This is a genomic window from Agrobacterium sp. CGMCC 11546, from assembly GCF_013365515.1.
GTDB lineage: Bacteria > Pseudomonadota > Alphaproteobacteria > Rhizobiales > Rhizobiaceae > Agrobacterium > Agrobacterium fabrum.
Window position 1 is genome coordinate 108,817 of the sequence record NZ_CP047387.1, and the last position, 17,230, is coordinate 126,046.

The following is a 17,230-nucleotide window of genomic DNA, read 5'->3' on the forward strand; positions in this document are numbered from 1 at the left end:
CGGGCCATCATCACAATTGCACGTTTTTCTCCGGAGGCGGTTTCGCTTCCCGGGTCTCTGTGCGACAAGCAAAAACCACATTTGAAAGCCGGACTTTTGGACGGTAGCGGCGCCACGGCTGCGCCAAGGAGTATCAACATGGCAGATGTAACGGTTGAACTGGACGATCTCAATTTTGCTGGCGACGACAAGGTTGTGCCTTTTCAAGTCGAAGGTCTGGATGTACGCGGCCGCGGCGTGCAGGTCGGGCCGCTGCTGAACGCCATCCTCGAACGGCACGATTATCCCGCCGTGGTTGCCCGCTTGCTGGCGGAAGCGACGGTTCTCACGGCGCTGATCGGCACCTCGCTCAAGTTTTCCGGCAAGCTGACCGTCCAGACCAAGGGCGACGGCCCGGTTGACCTGCTGGTCGCGGATTTCTCCGCGCCGGACAGCATGCGCGCTTACGCCCGTTTTGATGAGGAGCGGCTGGCGGAAGCGGTTGCGGCCGGTGAAACCTCGCCGGAGCAATTGCTGGGCAATGGTATTCTCGCCTTCACCATCGACCAGGGCGCGGGCATGCAGCCCTATCAGGGCATCGTGCCGCTCGATGGCTCCTCGCTGGAAGACATTGCCGGGGTCTATTTCCGCCAGTCCGAACAGCTTCCCACCCGCGTGCGCCTTGGCGTCGCCGAGTTCTTCGACCGCGACAGTGAAGGCAAGCCGCGCCACGGCTGGCGTGCAGGTGGCTTGATCGCGCAGTTCTTGCCGCAGGCCCCCGAGCGGTTGCGCATGCGCGATCTGCATGGTGGCGATGGTGACGAAGGTGGCCACGAGGTGCAGGAGGACGATGCCTGGACCGAAGCCGTGACGCTGTTGAACACGATCGATACCGATGAGCTGACCGATCCGCAGGTGCCGGTGGAACGCCTGCTCTACAGGCTTTTCCACGAAAGCGGCGTGCGCATCTATGATCCGCAGGCCATTTTCGACCGTTGCAGCTGCTCGCGGGACAAGATCAAGGGTGTGCTTTCCGGCTTCACCGCCGAGGAGATCAAGGCGAGCGAGGAAGACGGCGCCATCGCCGTAACCTGCGAGTTCTGCTCCACCACCTATCGCTACGATGTCAGCGAATTTGAGAATGCCTGAATCTTTTGAGAATGCCTGAATCGAAAGTCGCGCTCTAACAGGCGCGGCTTTTCCTTTGCCGGGCGGATGCCGTCAGTTCAGGACGCGCATCAGGCCGGGTGAATCCAGCGAAAAGGCGGGTATGGTGACATTGAACACCTCGCCATTTTCCGTTTCCATCTCATAATGGCCGAACATCAGGCCTGACGGCGTATCCAGCGGGCAGCCCGAGGAATATTCATAGCTCTCGCCTGGTTTGAGCTGCGGCTGTTCACCCACGACGCCCGGCCCGTAGACCTCGTCCACCTGTCCGTTCTGATCGGTGATATGCCAATAACGGTTGACGAGTTTTACGGGGACATCGGAATTGTTCGCGATCACGACTTTATAGCCCCAGACGTAACGATCGTCATCCGGGTCGGATTGTTCCTCGAGATAATACGGATCGACCGTCACCTCGATATCCCTTGTCAGAGCACGATACATACGCGCCACACCTCAATATTATGCCTGCCGCCATATCCTACACTATAGGCTCTGGCTATCGTCAAGAAAATGAATGACTTGACGGGCAGGAGGCATCTCCTGTTGCGCTGTTTTCCAGCGTTAGGGATAACAATAAAGGTAAATATGGGTTGCCTGTTGCGGACTTTTGCTGCCGATCAGGCAAACCATGGCCCGACACCTGGGTCGGGCCATGGCGATTTGCCGATTGAATTTTCAGGCGGAAACGGCCGCAAGGCCCTTTGCGAGATCTTCCAGCAGATCGTCGGTATCCTCGATGCCGCAGGAAAGGCGCAGGGTGCCGCCGGAAATGCCGAGTTCGGCACGCGCCTCGTCGGAGAGGTTCTTGTGTGTCGTCGTACCGGGATGGGTGATGAGGCTCTTGGCATCGCCGAGATTGTTGGAAATCTTCACGATCTCAAGCGCGTTCTGCAACTTGAAGGCTGCGTCCTTGCCGCCCTTCAGTTCGAAGGCCACCAAAGTGGAGCCGCCTGACATCTGTCGTGCGATGATATCCGCCTGCGGATGATCGGCGCGGCCGGGATAGATGACCTTGGCAACCTTGCCGCTATCAGCAAGGAAATCGGCAATCTTCGCGGCATTCTCCGTCTGTTGTTTTACACGCAGCGGCAGGGTCTCGATGCCCTTCAGAAGCGTCCAGGCGTTGAACGGCGACATGGCCGGGCCCGTATGGCGGAAATAATCCTGCAGCTCTTCTTCGATCCACTTCTTGTCGGAGAGAATCACGCCACCCAAGCAGCGGCCCTGGCCGTCAATATGTTTGGTGGCCGAATAAACCACGATATGGGCGCCGAGTTCGAGCGGCTTCTGGAAAAGCGGCGTCGCAAAGACGTTATCGACCACCACTTTCGCGCCGATCTGGTTGGCGAGCTTTGCCACACCGGCAATATCAACCACTTCGAGCGTCGGGTTGGTTGGGCTTTCAAGGAAGAACAGCTTGGTATTAGGCTGGATCGCCTTTTCCCAATTGTCGAGATCACGTCCGTCGATCAGCGTGCATTCTATGCCGTATTTCGGTGCGAGCGTTTCCACCACCCAGCGGCAGGAGCCGAAAAGGGCGCGTGCGGCAACGATGTGATCGCCGGCGCGCAGCTGGCACATGATGGCGGCGGTGACGGCAGCCATGCCGGAGGCAAGCGCGCGTGCGTCTTCCGCGCCTTCCAGCAGGCACATGCGCTTTTCGAACATGTCATTGGTCGGGCTGGCGTAGCGGGCGTAGATGAAGCCATCCGTTTCGCCCTTGAAGCGCGCTTCGGCGGCTTCGGAGTTTTCATAAACGAAACCCTGGGTCAGATAGATCGCTTCCGACGTTTCACCATAGGGTGAGCGTAGCGTACCGCCGTGAACGAGCTGGGTTGCTGGGCGCCATTTATTGCTCATGTGATCACCTTCAAAACAAAAAAACCGGCCGCAAAAGCAGACCGGTTCCTAGCACCCGGTCTTTTTAGCCACTTGTTTAACGTGGCTGCAAGCCGACCGGCCAAATCACCACGGGATAAGCTTGCCATACTGCCGTTACCGGCTTGCGTCAATGCTTTCCTTTTGGTTTTGTCGCCGTAAAAAGGAATGATGACCATGACGAGAACCACGGGGACGAGAACCACGGGCATTTTGGCGGATGGCGCAATCCGGGCGCTGTTTGCGGGCGGCAAGCTGAAAAGCGAGGCCGATCTCGATGTCGACCAGGTGCAGCCCGCCAGCCTCGATCTGCGGCTCGGCTCGAAAGCTTACCGCGTCCGCGCCAGCTTCATGCCTGGCCCTGGAACCCGCGTCATCGACAAGCTCAACCGCTTCAGCCTGCACGAGGTCGATCTCAGCCAGGGTGCGGTGCTGGAAACCGGCTGTGTCTATATCGTTCCCTTGATGGAAAGCCTTGCTCTGCCGGCGGACATGTCGGCCTCAGCCAATCCGAAAAGCTCGACCGGCCGGCTTGATATATTCACCCGCGTGATGACCGACAATGCCCAGGAATTTGACAAGATTCCGGCTGGCTATACTGGTCCGCTTTATCTGGAAATCAGCCCGCGCACTTTCCCCATCGTGGTGCGCCGCGGCTCGCGCCTGTCGCAGATCCGCTTCCGCATCGGCCACGCACTTCTCAATGAAACTGAAGTGCTGAAGCTGCACGAGACGGAAACGCTGGTAGCGAGCGAAAACCCGAACGTGACGGGCGGCGGCATTGCGCTGTCGATCGACCTCAAGGGTTTCGGTGAGAACGGGCTGATCGGTTACCGCGGCAAACATCATACGGCGGTGGTGGATGTCGACAAGAAGGCCCAGCACGATGTCCTTGATTTCTGGGAGCCGCTCTTCGCCCGCGGCCGCGCGGAACTGATCCTCGATCCTGATGAGTTCTATATCCTCGTTTCACGCGAAGCCGTGCATGTGCCACCGCTTTATGCGGCCGAAATGACGCCCTTCGACCCGTTGGTGGGCGAATTCCGTGTGCATTACGCCGGTTTCTTCGATCCTGGCTTCGGCCATGCGCAGGCCGGCGGCACCGGCAGCCGCGCCGTACTTGAAGTCCGCAGCCACGAGGTGCCCTTCATCCTGGAACACGGCCAGATCGTCGGCCGGCTGGTTTACGAACACATGCTGGAACAACCGGAAGGCCTCTATGGCACCGGCCTCGGCTCAAACTATCAGGCGCAGGGGCTGAAGCTCTCCAAACATTTCCGCGCCGAATAATGAACCCCGGCGGGCCGCTTGACACCCGCCGCGAACTGTCCGATGTCTTAGCCTGCGCGGGTGTAGCTCAATGGTAGAGCAGCAGCTTCCCAAGCTGAATACGAGGGTTCGATTCCCTTCACCCGCTCCAGCGACCTTTCCAACAAGATCATAGATGTCCAACAAGCGCTGATTTTGCGGCGTTTTTGCCTCGCGCGCGCGTAGGGTCGTGCAACGGTATGCAGTGACATCCAGCAATTTTGTCGGTAAAAATTACGGTATTCGTCATCGTGGTGGGAAGCCGATACCGTAAAATGGCACTGACAGACATTCAGGTTAAGAACGCCAAAGCCGACAGTAAACCGCGCAAGCTATCTGATGAAAAGGGGCTTTATCTCTACATATCGGTTGCCGGTGGCAAGTCCTGGCGTCTCGATTACGATTTTTTTGGAAAGCGAAAAACACTGACGATTGGGTCGTATCCGACGGTGGGGCTGGCGGACGCCCGTCGATTGCGCGACGAGGCGAAGAGGAAGCTCTCTGAGGGCCTAGACCCGTCGTTGGCCAAGAAGCGTGATCAGCTTGCCGCCCAGGCCGCTGCCGGAAACACCTTCGGCGTCATTGCGAATGAGTTCATTGAAAAGCTGAAACGTGACAAGCGCGCAGAGCCCACAATCACCAAAAACAAATGGATGTTGAAGGACCTTGCCGAAAAGCTGGGGCCTTACCCGGTTACTCAGATTACGGCGCGTGACGTTCTTGCAGTGCTGACCAGCATTGAAAAGAGCGGCCGTGTGGAAAGCGCGCTGGCGACACGCGCTGCCATAGGTCGTGTGTTTCGGTACGCCATTGCAACGGCAAGGGCGGAGAATGACCCGACGTCGGCACTACGTGGGGCTCTCCAACGCCATGTACCTGTCAATCATGCGGCCTTGACGACGAAGGCTGAGATGGGCGGCCTGATGCGAGCCATCTACGGCTACGACGGCTGGCCATCGTTAGTAGCAGCACTGAAAATCCAAGCGTTGTGCTTTGCCCGTCCCGGAGAAACCCGCTCGATGGAGTGGACTGAACTCGATTTTGATAAGTCGGTTTGGACCATACCCGCAGAGAAAACCAAAATGCGCCGGGAGCATCATGTGCCGCTTTCCAAGCAAGCAGTGGAAGTTCTCACGGAGATGAAGGAACTGTTTGGCGATAAGCCCTATGTCTTCCCTTCAATGATGTCCGGCAAGAAGATTCTATCCGAGAATTCCATGAATTCAGCTCTGCGGCGCATGGGGGTGACTGAGGCCCAGCATACCGCGCACGGCTTTCGTTCTTCCGCCAGCAGCATATTGAATGAATCCGGAGAGTTCAGTGCTGATGCTATTGAAGCCCAGCTTGCGCATCTTGATACTCGGTCGGTCCGGCGCATCTATAACCGTGCCACATACTGGGAGGAGCGAGTACGAATGATGCAATGGTGGGCGGATATGCTGGCAATGGAGCGTTCCCGAGATAACAGCGTCGAAGTCTTCATTAGAGGAAAATCATTGACGAGAGCTTGAATCGCTTACTCAACTCAGCATAGTATTCAAGCAAAATCTTCGCTGTGATTCCTTTAAAGTGGATCGATGACCTACCGTGCTGGATCAAACTTTTTCTGCTGAAAACCTACGAGCAATATCCGAATACGAAAAGCGGCGTGGCCATGTATTGGACCTCAAGTTTTTTCCGGAAGTTAAGGAAAAAACAGAAGATCTCAAAGAGAAAATAAAGGCCACAAAGGATTTTAGGCGAACTCATTCAAAGCCTTATAGCTCAACCGAGCAAGCTGCCTTCGATTCTTTGAGAAATCAACGAGAAGTGGCTCGAACTGTGCGCGATGAGGTACTTTTAAGCTGCTTGCAGAACGTCTCGAATGTTATTTCTAAAAAGAGCTACTCTATCGACTTTGTGAAAAGTGCAGGACCAAAAGGAAAGGCCGTTTTTAAAATAGACCAGAACAGCCCGGATCAATATTACGCAATCAAGCAAATATCAAGAAATTTTAATAAGCTGTATAAGGTTAAGCAATCAAACCGTAACAACATTATCACCCAGCTACGCGACTATATGTCAGATGGATTTCCTTATCATGTCTTGAAGATCGATGTCGCGGAGTTTTTTGAAAGTATTAGTCATGAGATAATATTAGAAAAAATTAAAAGGGATCAGCTTCTGAGCCACGCATCCTCGCGACTCATATATAAAATATTATACAGATATGCGGAACTTGCGGGTAGTGCCGGAAAAGGAATCCCGAGAGGTCTTGGAATAAGCTCCTACCTATCTGAATTGTATATGCGCGAATTCGATGAGGAGATGCGCGCGACAGAGGACGTTGTCTTTTATGCCCGATACGTTGATGACATCGTTTTGGTGTTTGCACCGAAACCAACGTCGCTGCCAAAAACTTATGAGGACCAAGTTAGGCATGCACTTTCGAGAAGGAAACTTCAAGTCAACGAGGCTAAAACTAGACAGTCTCCGTTGACTGGTGAAGGTAAGTTGGCCGAAAAAACTGGTTGGAAATTTGAGTACCTCGGGTATGAATTTGCGTTCGGGCCCAAGCTCAAGATCCAATTGAGCCAAGCAAAGTATGCTAAATATCTCGAACGCCTTTCCGCGTCGTTTTTTCGCTACAAATCTCAGAAGGGGCGAAATGCAAAAGGGGCGTATCGCCTTTTGGTAAAAAGAATTCGCTTTTTGACGGGGAATACGCAGCTCACTCATAATAAAGAAAACGCTTATGTGGGCATATTTTTTAGCAATCCTCATCTTACCGATTTGGACCAGTTAAATAGCCTTGACGGCCGCCTGAAAGGCCTTTGCGCCGGTGTTTCAAGCGCTTCACTAAAAGTAGAGCTAGATAAATATTCGTTTTATAAAGGATATACTGAGAAGGTATTTCGGCGATTCCACCGAAAAAACGAATTCCGCGAAATCGTAAAGGCGTGGAAGTATGGTCATTAAGAGAAAAAATGTTGAAGCGAAGTATTCCTATCAGAGGCCTGTCCTAACTGATGTCCTTCCATTCGAGGTGCCGCCTTCCTTCAGCAACGGTGGCTTTTTCAGTTTTCTTGTTCGATATGATGTAAGGATAGAGCAGAAGGGCGGCGAAAAATGGGTAGTATGGCACTCCAATTCGACGGCTATTGATGCTGTGATATCAATCATTTTTGGTACATCTATCAAAGACCAAAACAATTTCCGGATCGAAAAAAATATTCGTGACGGCAAGACGCGCGAAATTCGAAAATGGCGGGTGCCTGCACTTTGGACCCGGCCTTACAACTTTAACATATCTCATAAGGAACGCGATTTTCGTCAATTGACGGTTATCCACCCTAGAAACCAGCTTCTAGTCGCGGATTTCTATCACAATAACAGCGCGCAAATTATCTACAACTGCAGCAGAAGCGACTATTCGATTCGACACCCGCACTTGTTGGCGACTACCACAAAATTTTCAGATCGGCTTCACCGTGTACGCAAAAGTTCCTTAAATGCTTCGGTTGAAGAGGCGGAAAAAGAATACGACAATCTCGGATCATTTTTCGTATACAAGAAATACAGTAATATATTTAAATTTTATGAGCACTACAAATATCACAATGCGGAAAAGAAGTTCGACCGATTGTTGAAGCTAGATATATCCAAATGTTTCGACAGTGTTTACACGCATTCTTTGCCGTGGGTAACCCTAGGCTCTGAAGCGTGCAAAGCAAACTTAGCAGCGTCGACGAATACTTTCGGCGGACGATTTGACAAGCTAATGCAGGACATGAATCAAGGTGAGACGAATGGTATTGTGATCGGTCCTGAGTTTTCTCGCGTGTTTACTGAAATAATACTGCAAGGAGTCGATAGGAAATTACAAGAAAAACTACTCAGTGAGGATAGTTTACGTAATAAGGTTGATTATGAGATATTTAGATATGTTGATGATTATTTCATTTTCCACAACGATGGGGATTTCCCCGAAAAAGCTGAGCGATATTTGTCGATCTTCTTAAAAGAAATGAAACTTAACTTAAACTCAGGAAAATCTGAGTCGTACGAAAAGCCAATAATCACGAAACTCACAATCGCCAAAAATAAAGTTAGAATTGTACTTAAGGAAAACATATCCTTCGTAGAAGATGAGCGGATTGACCCTGCGGATGCGTCAAGGAAAGTTAAAGTATACAATCCATATGTGGATGCGAATAAATTTATAATTGAGTTCAAGACTGTGTTGATGGAGACAGGTGTCATATACAGAGATATACTTAACTATACGTATTCAGCGGTTGAGCGAAAAGTCAAGACAATATTTGATCGCTATTCGGACAATTTACAGTTCTATCAGGATCCTAAAAGGCTCGTGCGAGCACTCATGGCCATTTTGGAGTTTTGTTTCTTCACTTATGCCTCGAATCCTCGCGTCAATTTTTCCGTTCGATTGACACGGATATTAGCGACCATGGTCGACCGTCTGAACGAACTCGGCATCGCGGGAGATCTAAAGGGGCAACTGTTTAAGTACGCTTTCGATAATATTATAAGGCAGTTGAAACGCTCACATCAGAAAGAGTTTCGAGAGGTAGAGACTTTATATTTGATTTTGGCTTTAAAAAAACTTGGGAGAGATTATTATATTCCGGAAGATAGGCTTGCTCAGTATTTAGGTGTCGTAGTTACTGGAGCGGGTGAACTAACTAGGTCGCGTCCTCTCGATTATTTTTCGATAACTGTTTCACTCCTTTATATGGGTGGTAGGAAACGTTACTCTAGGCTGAGGCAATTCGTAGAACAGGATATAGTTTCGATTTTTCAGCGTCGTTCGGCGTACGCATATAAGGACGCTGATTTAGTTATGTTGTTTCTTGATTTGCAGTGTTGTCCGTACATTTCGACGTCCACACTCCACAAAATATCTGACCACTATTCACTAAGCGTTTTTGATCTTCCTTTCATTAAATCGGCTTCGAGCCACTGGTTCACTAATTGGCAGAACTTTGATCTCTCTTTTGAGCTAGACAAAAAGCGAACTCGGGAAGTATACTGAGAATAGAGCTGCGCCCAACCTAGATTGCCTAACCTCGCTGAGATGCGAGGTGAATGCGGCACACACACAAGCTCCGTTATCAGTTTGCCTATAAACGGCTGCTGTTAAGTTGGCAGTCGCGGGGCGTGACTGCCAACGCCCTCGACTAAAGCAGTAGCTTATTAAAGCGCTTAAGGGCTATGAGCTATTGTTCAGAATCCGGTATATTTGCATCCTGGAGCAGCCAACCATTGACGCTATGGCTGATGCCTTCATACCCTCTGAGTTAAGATGCCGGATCAGACTGTAGTCGAGCCTTGTTCTTCCCCCTTGGTAAACGCCTCGAGTTTTCGCCTTGGCGATCCCTTCTCTCTGCCTCTCTTTGATGAACCGGCGTTCCATTTGCGCCACCATCCCAAGCACCGTTAGGATAATTTGGCCCATTTCCCCGCGTGTTGAAACGTGTGGGTCGAGGACGGTCACGAACGCGCCACGTAGCTGGCAGTCGTGGACGATATTCAGTACGTCGCGCGTGTCGCGACCCAATCGATCTAAGCGGGTCACAACCAGTTCGTCACCTTCCCGCAAGAATTCGATTATCGTTGCCAACTCGGCCCGTCCGTGACGGCTTGCACTTGATACTTTCTCCCAGCGGATGATTTGGCAGCCTTCGGCGGCGAGATGCCGTTGCTGAATTTCTAGATCCTGATCGAGCGTACTAACGCGCGCGTACCCTATGCGAGCCATGTGTCACCTCAAGCTTTAGGCTTGACGCTAACTTGTCACAAATACTCGTTGTCAACCCAGATGTTACATTGGTGGTTGTAACTGTGGGGCGTAACGTGGGGGTATACCCTAATGTTCGGCAATTCGGCGACCTGAACTTTTACTGGGGCACTGCGAGTCGTATCAGCTCTATTCAAAAGTTAGCCAAGGAACACCTTGAACGAGCCTACCACCATGCGCGCAGCTGTCGCCTAGGCGGGATATCTGTTTCCCATTAATACTTGCAACGGACGAGCCTGCGATGATCTTGTCATTAGTAGGCACGCCTGCGCACAGACATGTGTCACCAACTGTGGCGATTAGTACACCTTCGACGTTCACAAAACTCTGCTGCGTCGAATTTACCGGTCCCGCAATATGAGGTTTAGGACCGGGGTCGATCATAGGACATATATGCATATGGCCTTTTAAACTGACCGGGCGTCCAACCATTCAACTTTCCTTTTTTTGGACAATCTTAGTATGGATTGGCAATTAAGCGTTGTGACCGAAGATGACCAAACAACTAGTTCCCGATTCTGCGCACGGGTCGGGGGGGGAAAGGTGTCATATCCACCAGTTGGAAATCATGCGCCTGTGCAAGTATGCTCATATGTGGAAAGGCGTCATATACGACCAAGCTGTTGGCGTTTCTGGGGCCACCAAAGGCAAGGATGGGCTTGAACCCGTAGATTTGCCCAGCTCCAAGATCACCAAGTTTCGATTGTGCCACCTTAAATAATGGTCTGCCGTTTTCGTCTGGCATGTCGTATGAGTCATCGTCAACCATCAGCAAACTCGTTAAGATCGTCAAGTTTGGGTCGATCCCCTGTTTAGGAGAGATTAGCCAGCGGCACGACACCTGACTTTCCGGTAGATTGACATAAACACTCCGATGAGTTTCGTTCCAAGCAATTATTTCCCCGAAGGCGCTGAAGCCTATGGCGTGAGTTCTCTCGGGATCTAAATCACTATCTCCCAAAAGTACTTGGTCGAGAATAGGTCGATACGTGCTAGGATCGCAAAGTTGAAAGTAACCGTTCAAAAAAATCCCAAGGCCAAGCTCGTCCCAAACTTTGAAGATAGACTCTGGAAGGCGGCCCATGTACTTTTCGCTGTCGACCGGGCCACGCCCCTTTTCCTGCTGACCCGCAGCCAATTTGGTAAGAACAGCTTCAAGCCTAGTTTGATATGAAACCATATGATCCACCTTTCAAATTTACTCAGGACGTTGGAGTATTTGACTGACCATGTCCTGAACCCGCCCCAATGCTGCCCCCTGATGTTGCATTGTCGGGGTCGGAGGCGCCAGCCTCGTCACACAATTTAAGTTTGGTATTACTTTTTTCGCCCTTTTGGCGTGCCTTTTCTGCGTGTTCCTTTAATTGTTGCAGTCGTGTTTTTCCGCTGTCTCCCGCCTTGGACCACTGAGAACCTATAGACCTGTTCGCCGACCTTGGTGCTAACCCACCGTCTTTTCTTGAAAGCTCCCCTGTACCACCGGCGGAAAGATCAGGCGTATGGATTACATCCATAGTTTTAAGCTCTTTCTGAGCAGCACTCTTAGCTGCTGATTCAGTGAGTTCTCCGTTACTCTCCATAAGGTCTTCTATCTTGTTGCGCAGCCACTTGCTTCGGGCTGCCGCACGATCAGCAGCATCTGTCGCGCCTCTACCGATCTTTTCGTAAGTGTCCATGTTTTTGATAAGCTGGTCGGGCGGAATATTGTTTATTGCATCTTGCTGTTCTTCGAGTTGCCTCTTGAATTCTTTGATCTCATCAGGCGTCGAGCCTTTTGGAGGTTTGAAGCAATCGATTTCCCCACAATCAACGCAAGGTTTGGCCTGTTCGCTCTCCTTGGTCTTGGCGTCAGCGTCTACATTCGCATCTTCCATATAAGAGGCGATTGCGGAGGCAGCCGCTCTACCCGCCATAGCGCCGACTTGCCCACCTATCCATGCTCCAACCGCTGTACCTCCAGGCCCAGCGAGGCTGCCAGCTAAGCCTCCAATAACACGACCGAGCCAACCTCCTGCGATAGCACCGCCCGCTCCGGCGACAGTTGTCGTCGCACTCATGCGGGCACTCCGGATGCTGACGGATTGGAACGCAAGGCATCGACGGTGTGGTCGATCAGGGATTTAACCCTGTTATCTGGCGTGTCACCGCCATCTCCAACATAGTTTCGTACCTCTGGAGCGTCTGCCGCCTTTCCATCGGACATTATCATGACGTAGGCCCAGCGAGCGCGACCGCGTTCCGTCTTGATACCAAGCTCATCGGCAGATTTTTCGCTGGCCAAGGTGGCGCCCCAAATGAAGTTATCATCGACGCCAGAAAAATACGGCGGAGTATTCGCTTTCAGGAAACGGGCTATTCTGAGCCGAGAGGAGTGAAGCATGGCTGCTTTCAGCTTTTCAATTTGGTCCCGCTCAATTCGCAGCGGGCCGGGCGGAGTAGCAGGAAGGTCTGCCGGCGCTTTTACTCTCTTGACCCCACCGTAGTCCGGTGCGTTGAAAACGACGCAGTCCGCAGGGCCCAAGAACCGGGCAATCTGTGGCCTTGTCAAAATTGGAAGAAGAGCGCCGAGGACATTAGGGTCCCAGTGTCGAAACAATACGCGTTCATACTGGGGTGAACTCGTAGCTGGCAGATCGCCACTGGTCTGCTCCAGCGGGATCATAACCTCGTTAATAGTCCTCAGGTGACGGTAAAGATCATCGGTTCCAGACGGACAGGACCAATAGACAGCGCAAGCATTTTTTGCGTCTAGCCAGCCGATATAAGAGCGCACGGGGATAGCCGAGAGATCGACTAACCATGGTCCCGACAAACGAAAATCGGCGGAAGCACCTTCAAGAAACAATGACCGGGCGCTTATACCTTCTTCCTGAAGGATGCGCGGAAGATTATCAAATGCACCCCCATCTAAAACGACGGACACCTGTCCCGGCATTGCCTCTACGGCTTGTCTTGTAAGCTCGGCGGTTTCGTTCGGATTTGGCAGATCAATTATGGGTGTGTCGTTCATAATCAAATCCTGACAAACGGTGTGGAATTCTTCGACATCGACTTCAAGCAGGAGCCACTTTCACCGGGGCCACCTTTCTTGAAGTTGATCTGGTTGCCTTCGATATCGATCTTCAGGGCAAAGAGCTTGATGCCGCTTTTAGTCAGGGAGATGTATCCGCCGGGTGTCGAAAGACGAATTTCGTCGTCGGCGAATATCTCCCAGACCTTCGCCTCGCCATGATATTTCTCTTCGGAGACGAGATTGTAGAGTTTGCCGACATTGACGGTGATCTTCTCGCCGACGCGCGTATATTGGCCTGTACCGATCTCGACGAATTGCTCTTTGCCGATGGTCAGGTTCTGCTGTTTTCCAACCTGTCGGACTTCCGTCTGGCCGATATTCGTGACTTTGCTGACCCCGACCTGCTCAGCCTTCGCCACTCCAACGGATGTGGATTGAAACGCACCGATGATCGTGTTCATGATGCCCGGCAACGGAAATAGGCCCGAGGCATCGGAGCCGACACCCGTTCCAGAACCGGCAAGTGCCGTGCCCGCATCCGCCCGCGGGCTTGTGCCGGAAACAACCCCCTCGCGCGATGAAAGACCGCCCGCACCAAGAAAGCCGAGTGCGGATGAGGCAAGCGTGGTGGCGAAGGCGGCGACACCAGGACCACCGCCGCCGGCGATCTGGGCTGCCTGTGAAAGCAGGCCAGCCGTCTGTCCTGAAAGCGCCTGCACGCCTGCCATCGCCATCATCGCCATCGGTCCCGTTCCGCCGACGACAGTATTCACCGAACCACCGATCTCGTGTTTCTGGTTGCCGGAAACCTCGACGGCCCGATTGCCACCGACCGAGGCGACCTCGTGCCGGTCGATGCGTTTGGTCCGGTCGTTCAAGACCCGCGTCGTCTGGTCCTTCTGGGCATGGAAGAACTGGTTTTCCTTGCCGGCTTCATCTTCGAAGGTGATTTCGTTGAAACCGTCGCCCTTGTGACTGTTGGAACGCAGCACCATACGCGTCTTGTTGGCAGGCAGGTCGTAAGGCACGGAATTGGCGGGATTGTTGACCACGCCGATAACCAGCGGCTTGTCCGGGTCGCCATCGACAAAGGCAACCATCACCTCCATGCCGATGCGCGGGATTACCTGCGCACCCCATGTGCCGCCACCCCATGCCTGGCTGACACGCACCCAGCACGTATCCGTGCCATCCTTCTTCGCCTTGCGGTCCCAGGGGAACCACAGCTTGATGCGGCCATATTGATCCGGATGGATTTCCTCGCCTTCGGGGCCGGCGACGATTGCCACCTGTGTGCCCTCGATGCGCGGACGTTTGGTTGACCGGTGCGGCGTCAGCGGCACGCGGGCCGGAATTGCCTCGAAGTGATTGCGGTACTCCGGTTCGTTGCTGTTTGTCTCATAGGAGAGATCAACAATACTGTGGCTTGCCCTGATGATCACATGCTCCTCGTAGGCATGCTCGGGATGCGCAACCTCGAAAGGCGTGAAGCGACGGCCCGCTTCCAGAATACGCGTGGTCGACGAGCCGAACACCCGGTCATGATCGGCCTCAATTGCCTGGGTCCGCAGTTTCTGCGCCCGTTCCGCTTCTTCCACCGTTTTGATGCGGGCCGGATATTCATAAAGCTCGCGCTTCGTCGCATCCGGCATCTGCACCAGCGACGGCGTCATCGTGCCCGGCACCATGCCCGGCGTCTCGAAGTTCCAGTCCGCACCCGCCCGCTGGCCGGAGACATAGGAGAACCGCCGCGCCCAGTCATTGATGTGGTTACGGTCCGACGAGCCCTGCGCCAGACGCACCGTTCCCTCCCCCTGGGCAGCCGGAGACGGACCGAGCCAGCCGCTGGCGCTATCGGCCACATGCAGCTTGTGGCTGCCATCCTCGTGGCTGAACCAGTAGAACAGGCCGTCCTCTTCGAAACGGCGGGTGAGATAATCCAGATCGGTCTCGTTAAACTGCACGCTGTAGTGTTGAGCAGGCGGCGGTGAAATGATGCCTGACGTATCGGGTGCGGGAATGCCGTGTTCGGAAAACAGGGTCTCGACGATATCCACTGCCGTCTTGTCCATCCAGATACGGCAATCGGACCGGCGTGACAGCAGCCACATCTGCGGCCGGATGGTCAGCGCATAGGAGCGCATGCCACGGGTAATCGGCGGCCCTTCATGCAATTCCGTCACCAGGCCGTTGAAGGGGCGGCGAACGCCGCCGCCATCACCATCGCCCTGGCTTATCTCGATCGAGACATCGACCAGCCGCCCGATCAGCTCTTCCGGCTTGACCGCGTCCTTCTTGGCCCGCACCGTCAGGCGGATGTCGAAAAGCCGCGAAACACCCTCGTCAACCGCAAGTCGTTCCGGCAGAAGCTGGTCTTCCCCTAACGGAGACTTGACCTTGAGCACACGGCTTGCCTGAACGAAATCGGAAGCAGAAGACTGATCATTCATGGCAAACCTCGATGGAAGATCGGAAAAAAATCAATCAACTGCCAAAATCTCGACAGAATGCAATCAAACATTGTGGCGAAACCATGGACTCAACATGAATTCTGCAACCCGGATAGGGCAAAATACTACCCATGAAATTTGACAGGAGGGGGTGGACGTGCCGGTTAGAGCAAGGCCGAAACAGACAAAACACGACGCCGACCACTATGGCTTGCGTCGAGAAGAAGCCGCCGGGGCACACCGCGGTGCCGGCTGGTGGGTAAGCCTGAGGCGGCGCGGCCACAGGATCGTCAGGCTGTTCAAGGACAGTGTCTACGGTTCGGGCGATGCAACCTATCGTCAGGCGCGTGCCTATCGCGACACCATCATTCTTGCCATTCCGCCCGCTACCAACCACGAGCAGGCCGTGCTTCTGCGCAAAAACAACCGAAGCGGCATTTCCGGTGTGAGGCGCGTCGAGACAGCGGATGGCGATGTCTGGCAGGCAACTTTGATGACCAATGAGGGGCAAAAAAGAGAAAACTTCTCCATCGCCAAGCTAGGCGAGGAGGCGGCAAAATCGATGGCGATAACGCAGCGCCGCAACTGGCTGAAGGCGCTGCCGGTAACCCATCTCGCCTATGCCCATCACGCTGCCGAAGTGGCGCGCCATCAATTTGGCGAAGAGCTTGTGCCTTTGGACGACATTATGCCCGAGGCGCGTCTTGGCGACGCGGAAATCGAAGCACGCATCAGGGCGATCAACGAACGGTTTGATGCGGCGCGGCCGAAGCGACTGCGGGTCCGGGTCAAAAGTTACACGAAGGACAGGGTCTCCATCGCTGTTTCCGATGCGGGTAGCCCGGCGCGGAAAAAGCTAATGCACCTCAATGGGCGTGGCAGGCAGAACGCCGAAATCCTCCTCGAAGCAAAATCAAAAATCGAGACCGTGATCACAGACTTCTATGACGCCGACGTCTCTCGCTGGTTTATGGGCGTGCATTGCAACGACCTTCTTGAACTGGACCGGTTCGATTTCAATGACGGTTTCAATGTGCTGGTATTCTTACCGAATGACGATACCCGGCTTTGAGGTCTGTCATTGGAGTCCCGGGCAAACGTTTACGCTTTCGCTTTTCCAACATTTCCCATCACGTTTCATTTTGCCCAGACCTGTGTGAGCATGGGTCGCCCCGGGCGTATCATTCCACCAGCCATCGGCCTCGTCGTTGTCAATCTCGATGATAGCGAAGTAACCGTTTGCCTTTATCACGAAGCTCCCGTCCATGCTGCCGTATGGCCCCCAATAGCATGCACCATCTATCGCCTTGGCCCCACCGACTTCCAGAACGCAGCTTTTCCGATTTGGAGGCGTTTGCTTCGCCGCAAAATAGTTGCTCGCCTTTTCCGTCTTTGGAGCAGCTTTGTTGAAGCATGCCTGAAACTGAGAGAAAGGCGTTGCGGCATCGGCAAGGCTGATGGCAATCGTCTTGCCATCAAGGTCAGCGATTTCTAGTTTTTTGCCTTTCTTGCCGTCATCGAGGATTTGCGGTGAGATTTCGTAGAAGCCGTGCCAGCCGAAATAGTCCTCTGGATGGCCGTTGGACATTTGGACCGTCTTATCGTCGACCTGCCAAGACGTGCGAACAA

Annotated in this window: 15 protein-coding genes, 1 tRNA gene and 1 riboswitch; of the genes, 7 read left to right on the plus strand and 9 right to left on the minus strand. The window is 53.3% G+C overall.

Translation table 11 applies throughout. The annotated features are described in order from the left end of the window. Positions 1–138: 138 nt before the first annotated feature. Positions 139–1,128 (plus strand): Hsp33 family molecular chaperone, encoded by a 990-nt coding sequence (locus GSF67_RS00520; RefSeq protein WP_006310684.1) that lies wholly within the window; start codon positions 139–141, stop codon positions 1,126–1,128. 72 nt (positions 1,129–1,200) lie between these two features. Here GSF67_RS00520 and apaG read toward each other — a convergent pair whose 3' ends face one another. Together apaG and GSF67_RS00530 are read right to left on the minus strand one after the other, a co-directional pair. Then, positions 1,201–1,593, minus strand: coding sequence for a Co2+/Mg2+ efflux protein ApaG (gene apaG / locus GSF67_RS00525; RefSeq protein WP_006310685.1), 393 nt, complete (start codon positions 1,591–1,593; stop codon positions 1,201–1,203). A 234-nt stretch (positions 1,594–1,827) separates the two neighbouring features. After that, positions 1,828–3,012, minus strand: a complete 1,185-nt coding sequence (locus GSF67_RS00530; protein WP_006310686.1) for an O-succinylhomoserine sulfhydrylase — start codon at positions 3,010–3,012, stop codon at positions 1,828–1,830. Positions 3,013–3,055: 43 nt separating this feature from the next. Next, positions 3,056–3,134: riboswitch (SAM riboswitch) on the minus strand. Between the two features lie 73 nt (positions 3,135–3,207). On the opposite strand from GSF67_RS00530, the gene GSF67_RS00535 reads away from it, so the two are divergent. The 5 genes from GSF67_RS00535 to drt3b all read left to right on the plus strand — a co-directional run bounded on the left by GSF67_RS00535 (position 3,208) and on the right by drt3b (position 9,373). Next, positions 3,208–4,320, plus strand: a complete 1,113-nt coding sequence (locus GSF67_RS00535) for a 2'-deoxycytidine 5'-triphosphate deaminase (protein WP_083815704.1) — start codon at positions 3,208–3,210, stop codon at positions 4,318–4,320. A gap of 56 nt (positions 4,321–4,376) precedes the next feature. Further along, positions 4,377–4,450: transfer RNA gene (locus GSF67_RS00540), tRNA-Gly, on the plus strand. A gap of 163 nt (positions 4,451–4,613) precedes the next feature. After that, positions 4,614–5,849 (plus strand): integrase arm-type DNA-binding domain-containing protein, encoded by a 1,236-nt coding sequence (locus tag GSF67_RS00545; RefSeq protein ID WP_006310688.1) that lies wholly within the window; start codon positions 4,614–4,616, stop codon positions 5,847–5,849. 76 nt (positions 5,850–5,925) lie between these two features. Next, positions 5,926–7,296 (plus strand): antiviral reverse transcriptase Drt3a, encoded by a 1,371-nt coding sequence (drt3a, locus tag GSF67_RS00550; protein ID WP_006310689.1) that lies wholly within the window; start codon positions 5,926–5,928, stop codon positions 7,294–7,296. Further along, positions 7,286–9,373, plus strand: a complete 2,088-nt coding sequence (drt3b, locus tag GSF67_RS00555) for an antiviral reverse transcriptase Drt3b (RefSeq protein WP_006310697.1) — start codon at positions 7,286–7,288, stop codon at positions 9,371–9,373. The genes drt3a and drt3b overlap by 11 nt, the downstream gene beginning before the upstream one ends. A gap of 177 nt (positions 9,374–9,550) precedes the next feature. Here the strand turns inward: drt3b and GSF67_RS00560 are convergent, their stop codons facing one another. From GSF67_RS00560 to tssI, 6 genes are all read right to left on the minus strand, one after another. Continuing rightward, positions 9,551–10,099, minus strand: a complete 549-nt coding sequence (locus GSF67_RS00560; RefSeq protein WP_006310698.1) for a recombinase family protein — start codon at positions 10,097–10,099, stop codon at positions 9,551–9,553. A 168-nt stretch (positions 10,100–10,267) separates the two neighbouring features. Further along, positions 10,268–10,570 (minus strand): PAAR domain-containing protein, encoded by a 303-nt coding sequence (locus GSF67_RS00565; RefSeq protein ID WP_083815698.1) that lies wholly within the window; start codon positions 10,568–10,570, stop codon positions 10,268–10,270. A 73-nt stretch (positions 10,571–10,643) separates the two neighbouring features. Beyond that, the gene (locus tag GSF67_RS00570; protein WP_006310699.1) at positions 10,644–11,318 is read right to left on the minus strand and encodes a GAD-like domain-containing protein; all 675 of its coding nucleotides are present in this window, start codon (positions 11,316–11,318) and stop codon (positions 10,644–10,646) included. Positions 11,319–11,340: 22 nt separating this feature from the next. After that, on the minus strand, positions 11,341–12,195 hold the full coding sequence (locus tag GSF67_RS00575; RefSeq protein ID WP_035214688.1) for a polymorphic toxin type 15 domain-containing protein: 855 nt from the start codon (positions 12,193–12,195) through the stop codon (positions 11,341–11,343). Then, positions 12,192–13,148 (minus strand): DUF4123 domain-containing protein, encoded by a 957-nt coding sequence (locus GSF67_RS00580; protein WP_006310703.1) that lies wholly within the window; start codon positions 13,146–13,148, stop codon positions 12,192–12,194. Before GSF67_RS00580 ends, GSF67_RS00575 begins: the two co-directional genes overlap by 4 nt. Positions 13,149–13,150: 2 nt before the next feature. Next, a complete protein-coding gene (gene tssI / locus GSF67_RS00585) occupies positions 13,151–15,601 on the minus strand; it encodes a type VI secretion system tip protein TssI/VgrG (protein ID WP_176072003.1) in 2,451 nt (816 codons plus the stop codon). 157 nt (positions 15,602–15,758) lie between these two features. Between tssI and GSF67_RS00590 the strand changes: the two genes are divergently transcribed. Beyond that, entirely contained in the window at positions 15,759–16,673 is a 915-nt protein-coding gene (locus GSF67_RS00590) for a hypothetical protein (RefSeq protein ID WP_006313361.1), read from the plus strand. 6 nt (positions 16,674–16,679) lie between these two features. Here GSF67_RS00590 and GSF67_RS00595 read toward each other — a convergent pair whose 3' ends face one another. Continuing rightward, entirely contained in the window at positions 16,680–17,189 is a 510-nt protein-coding gene (locus GSF67_RS00595) for a hypothetical protein (RefSeq protein ID WP_006313359.1), read from the minus strand. Between the last annotated feature and the right edge of the window lie 41 nt (positions 17,190–17,230).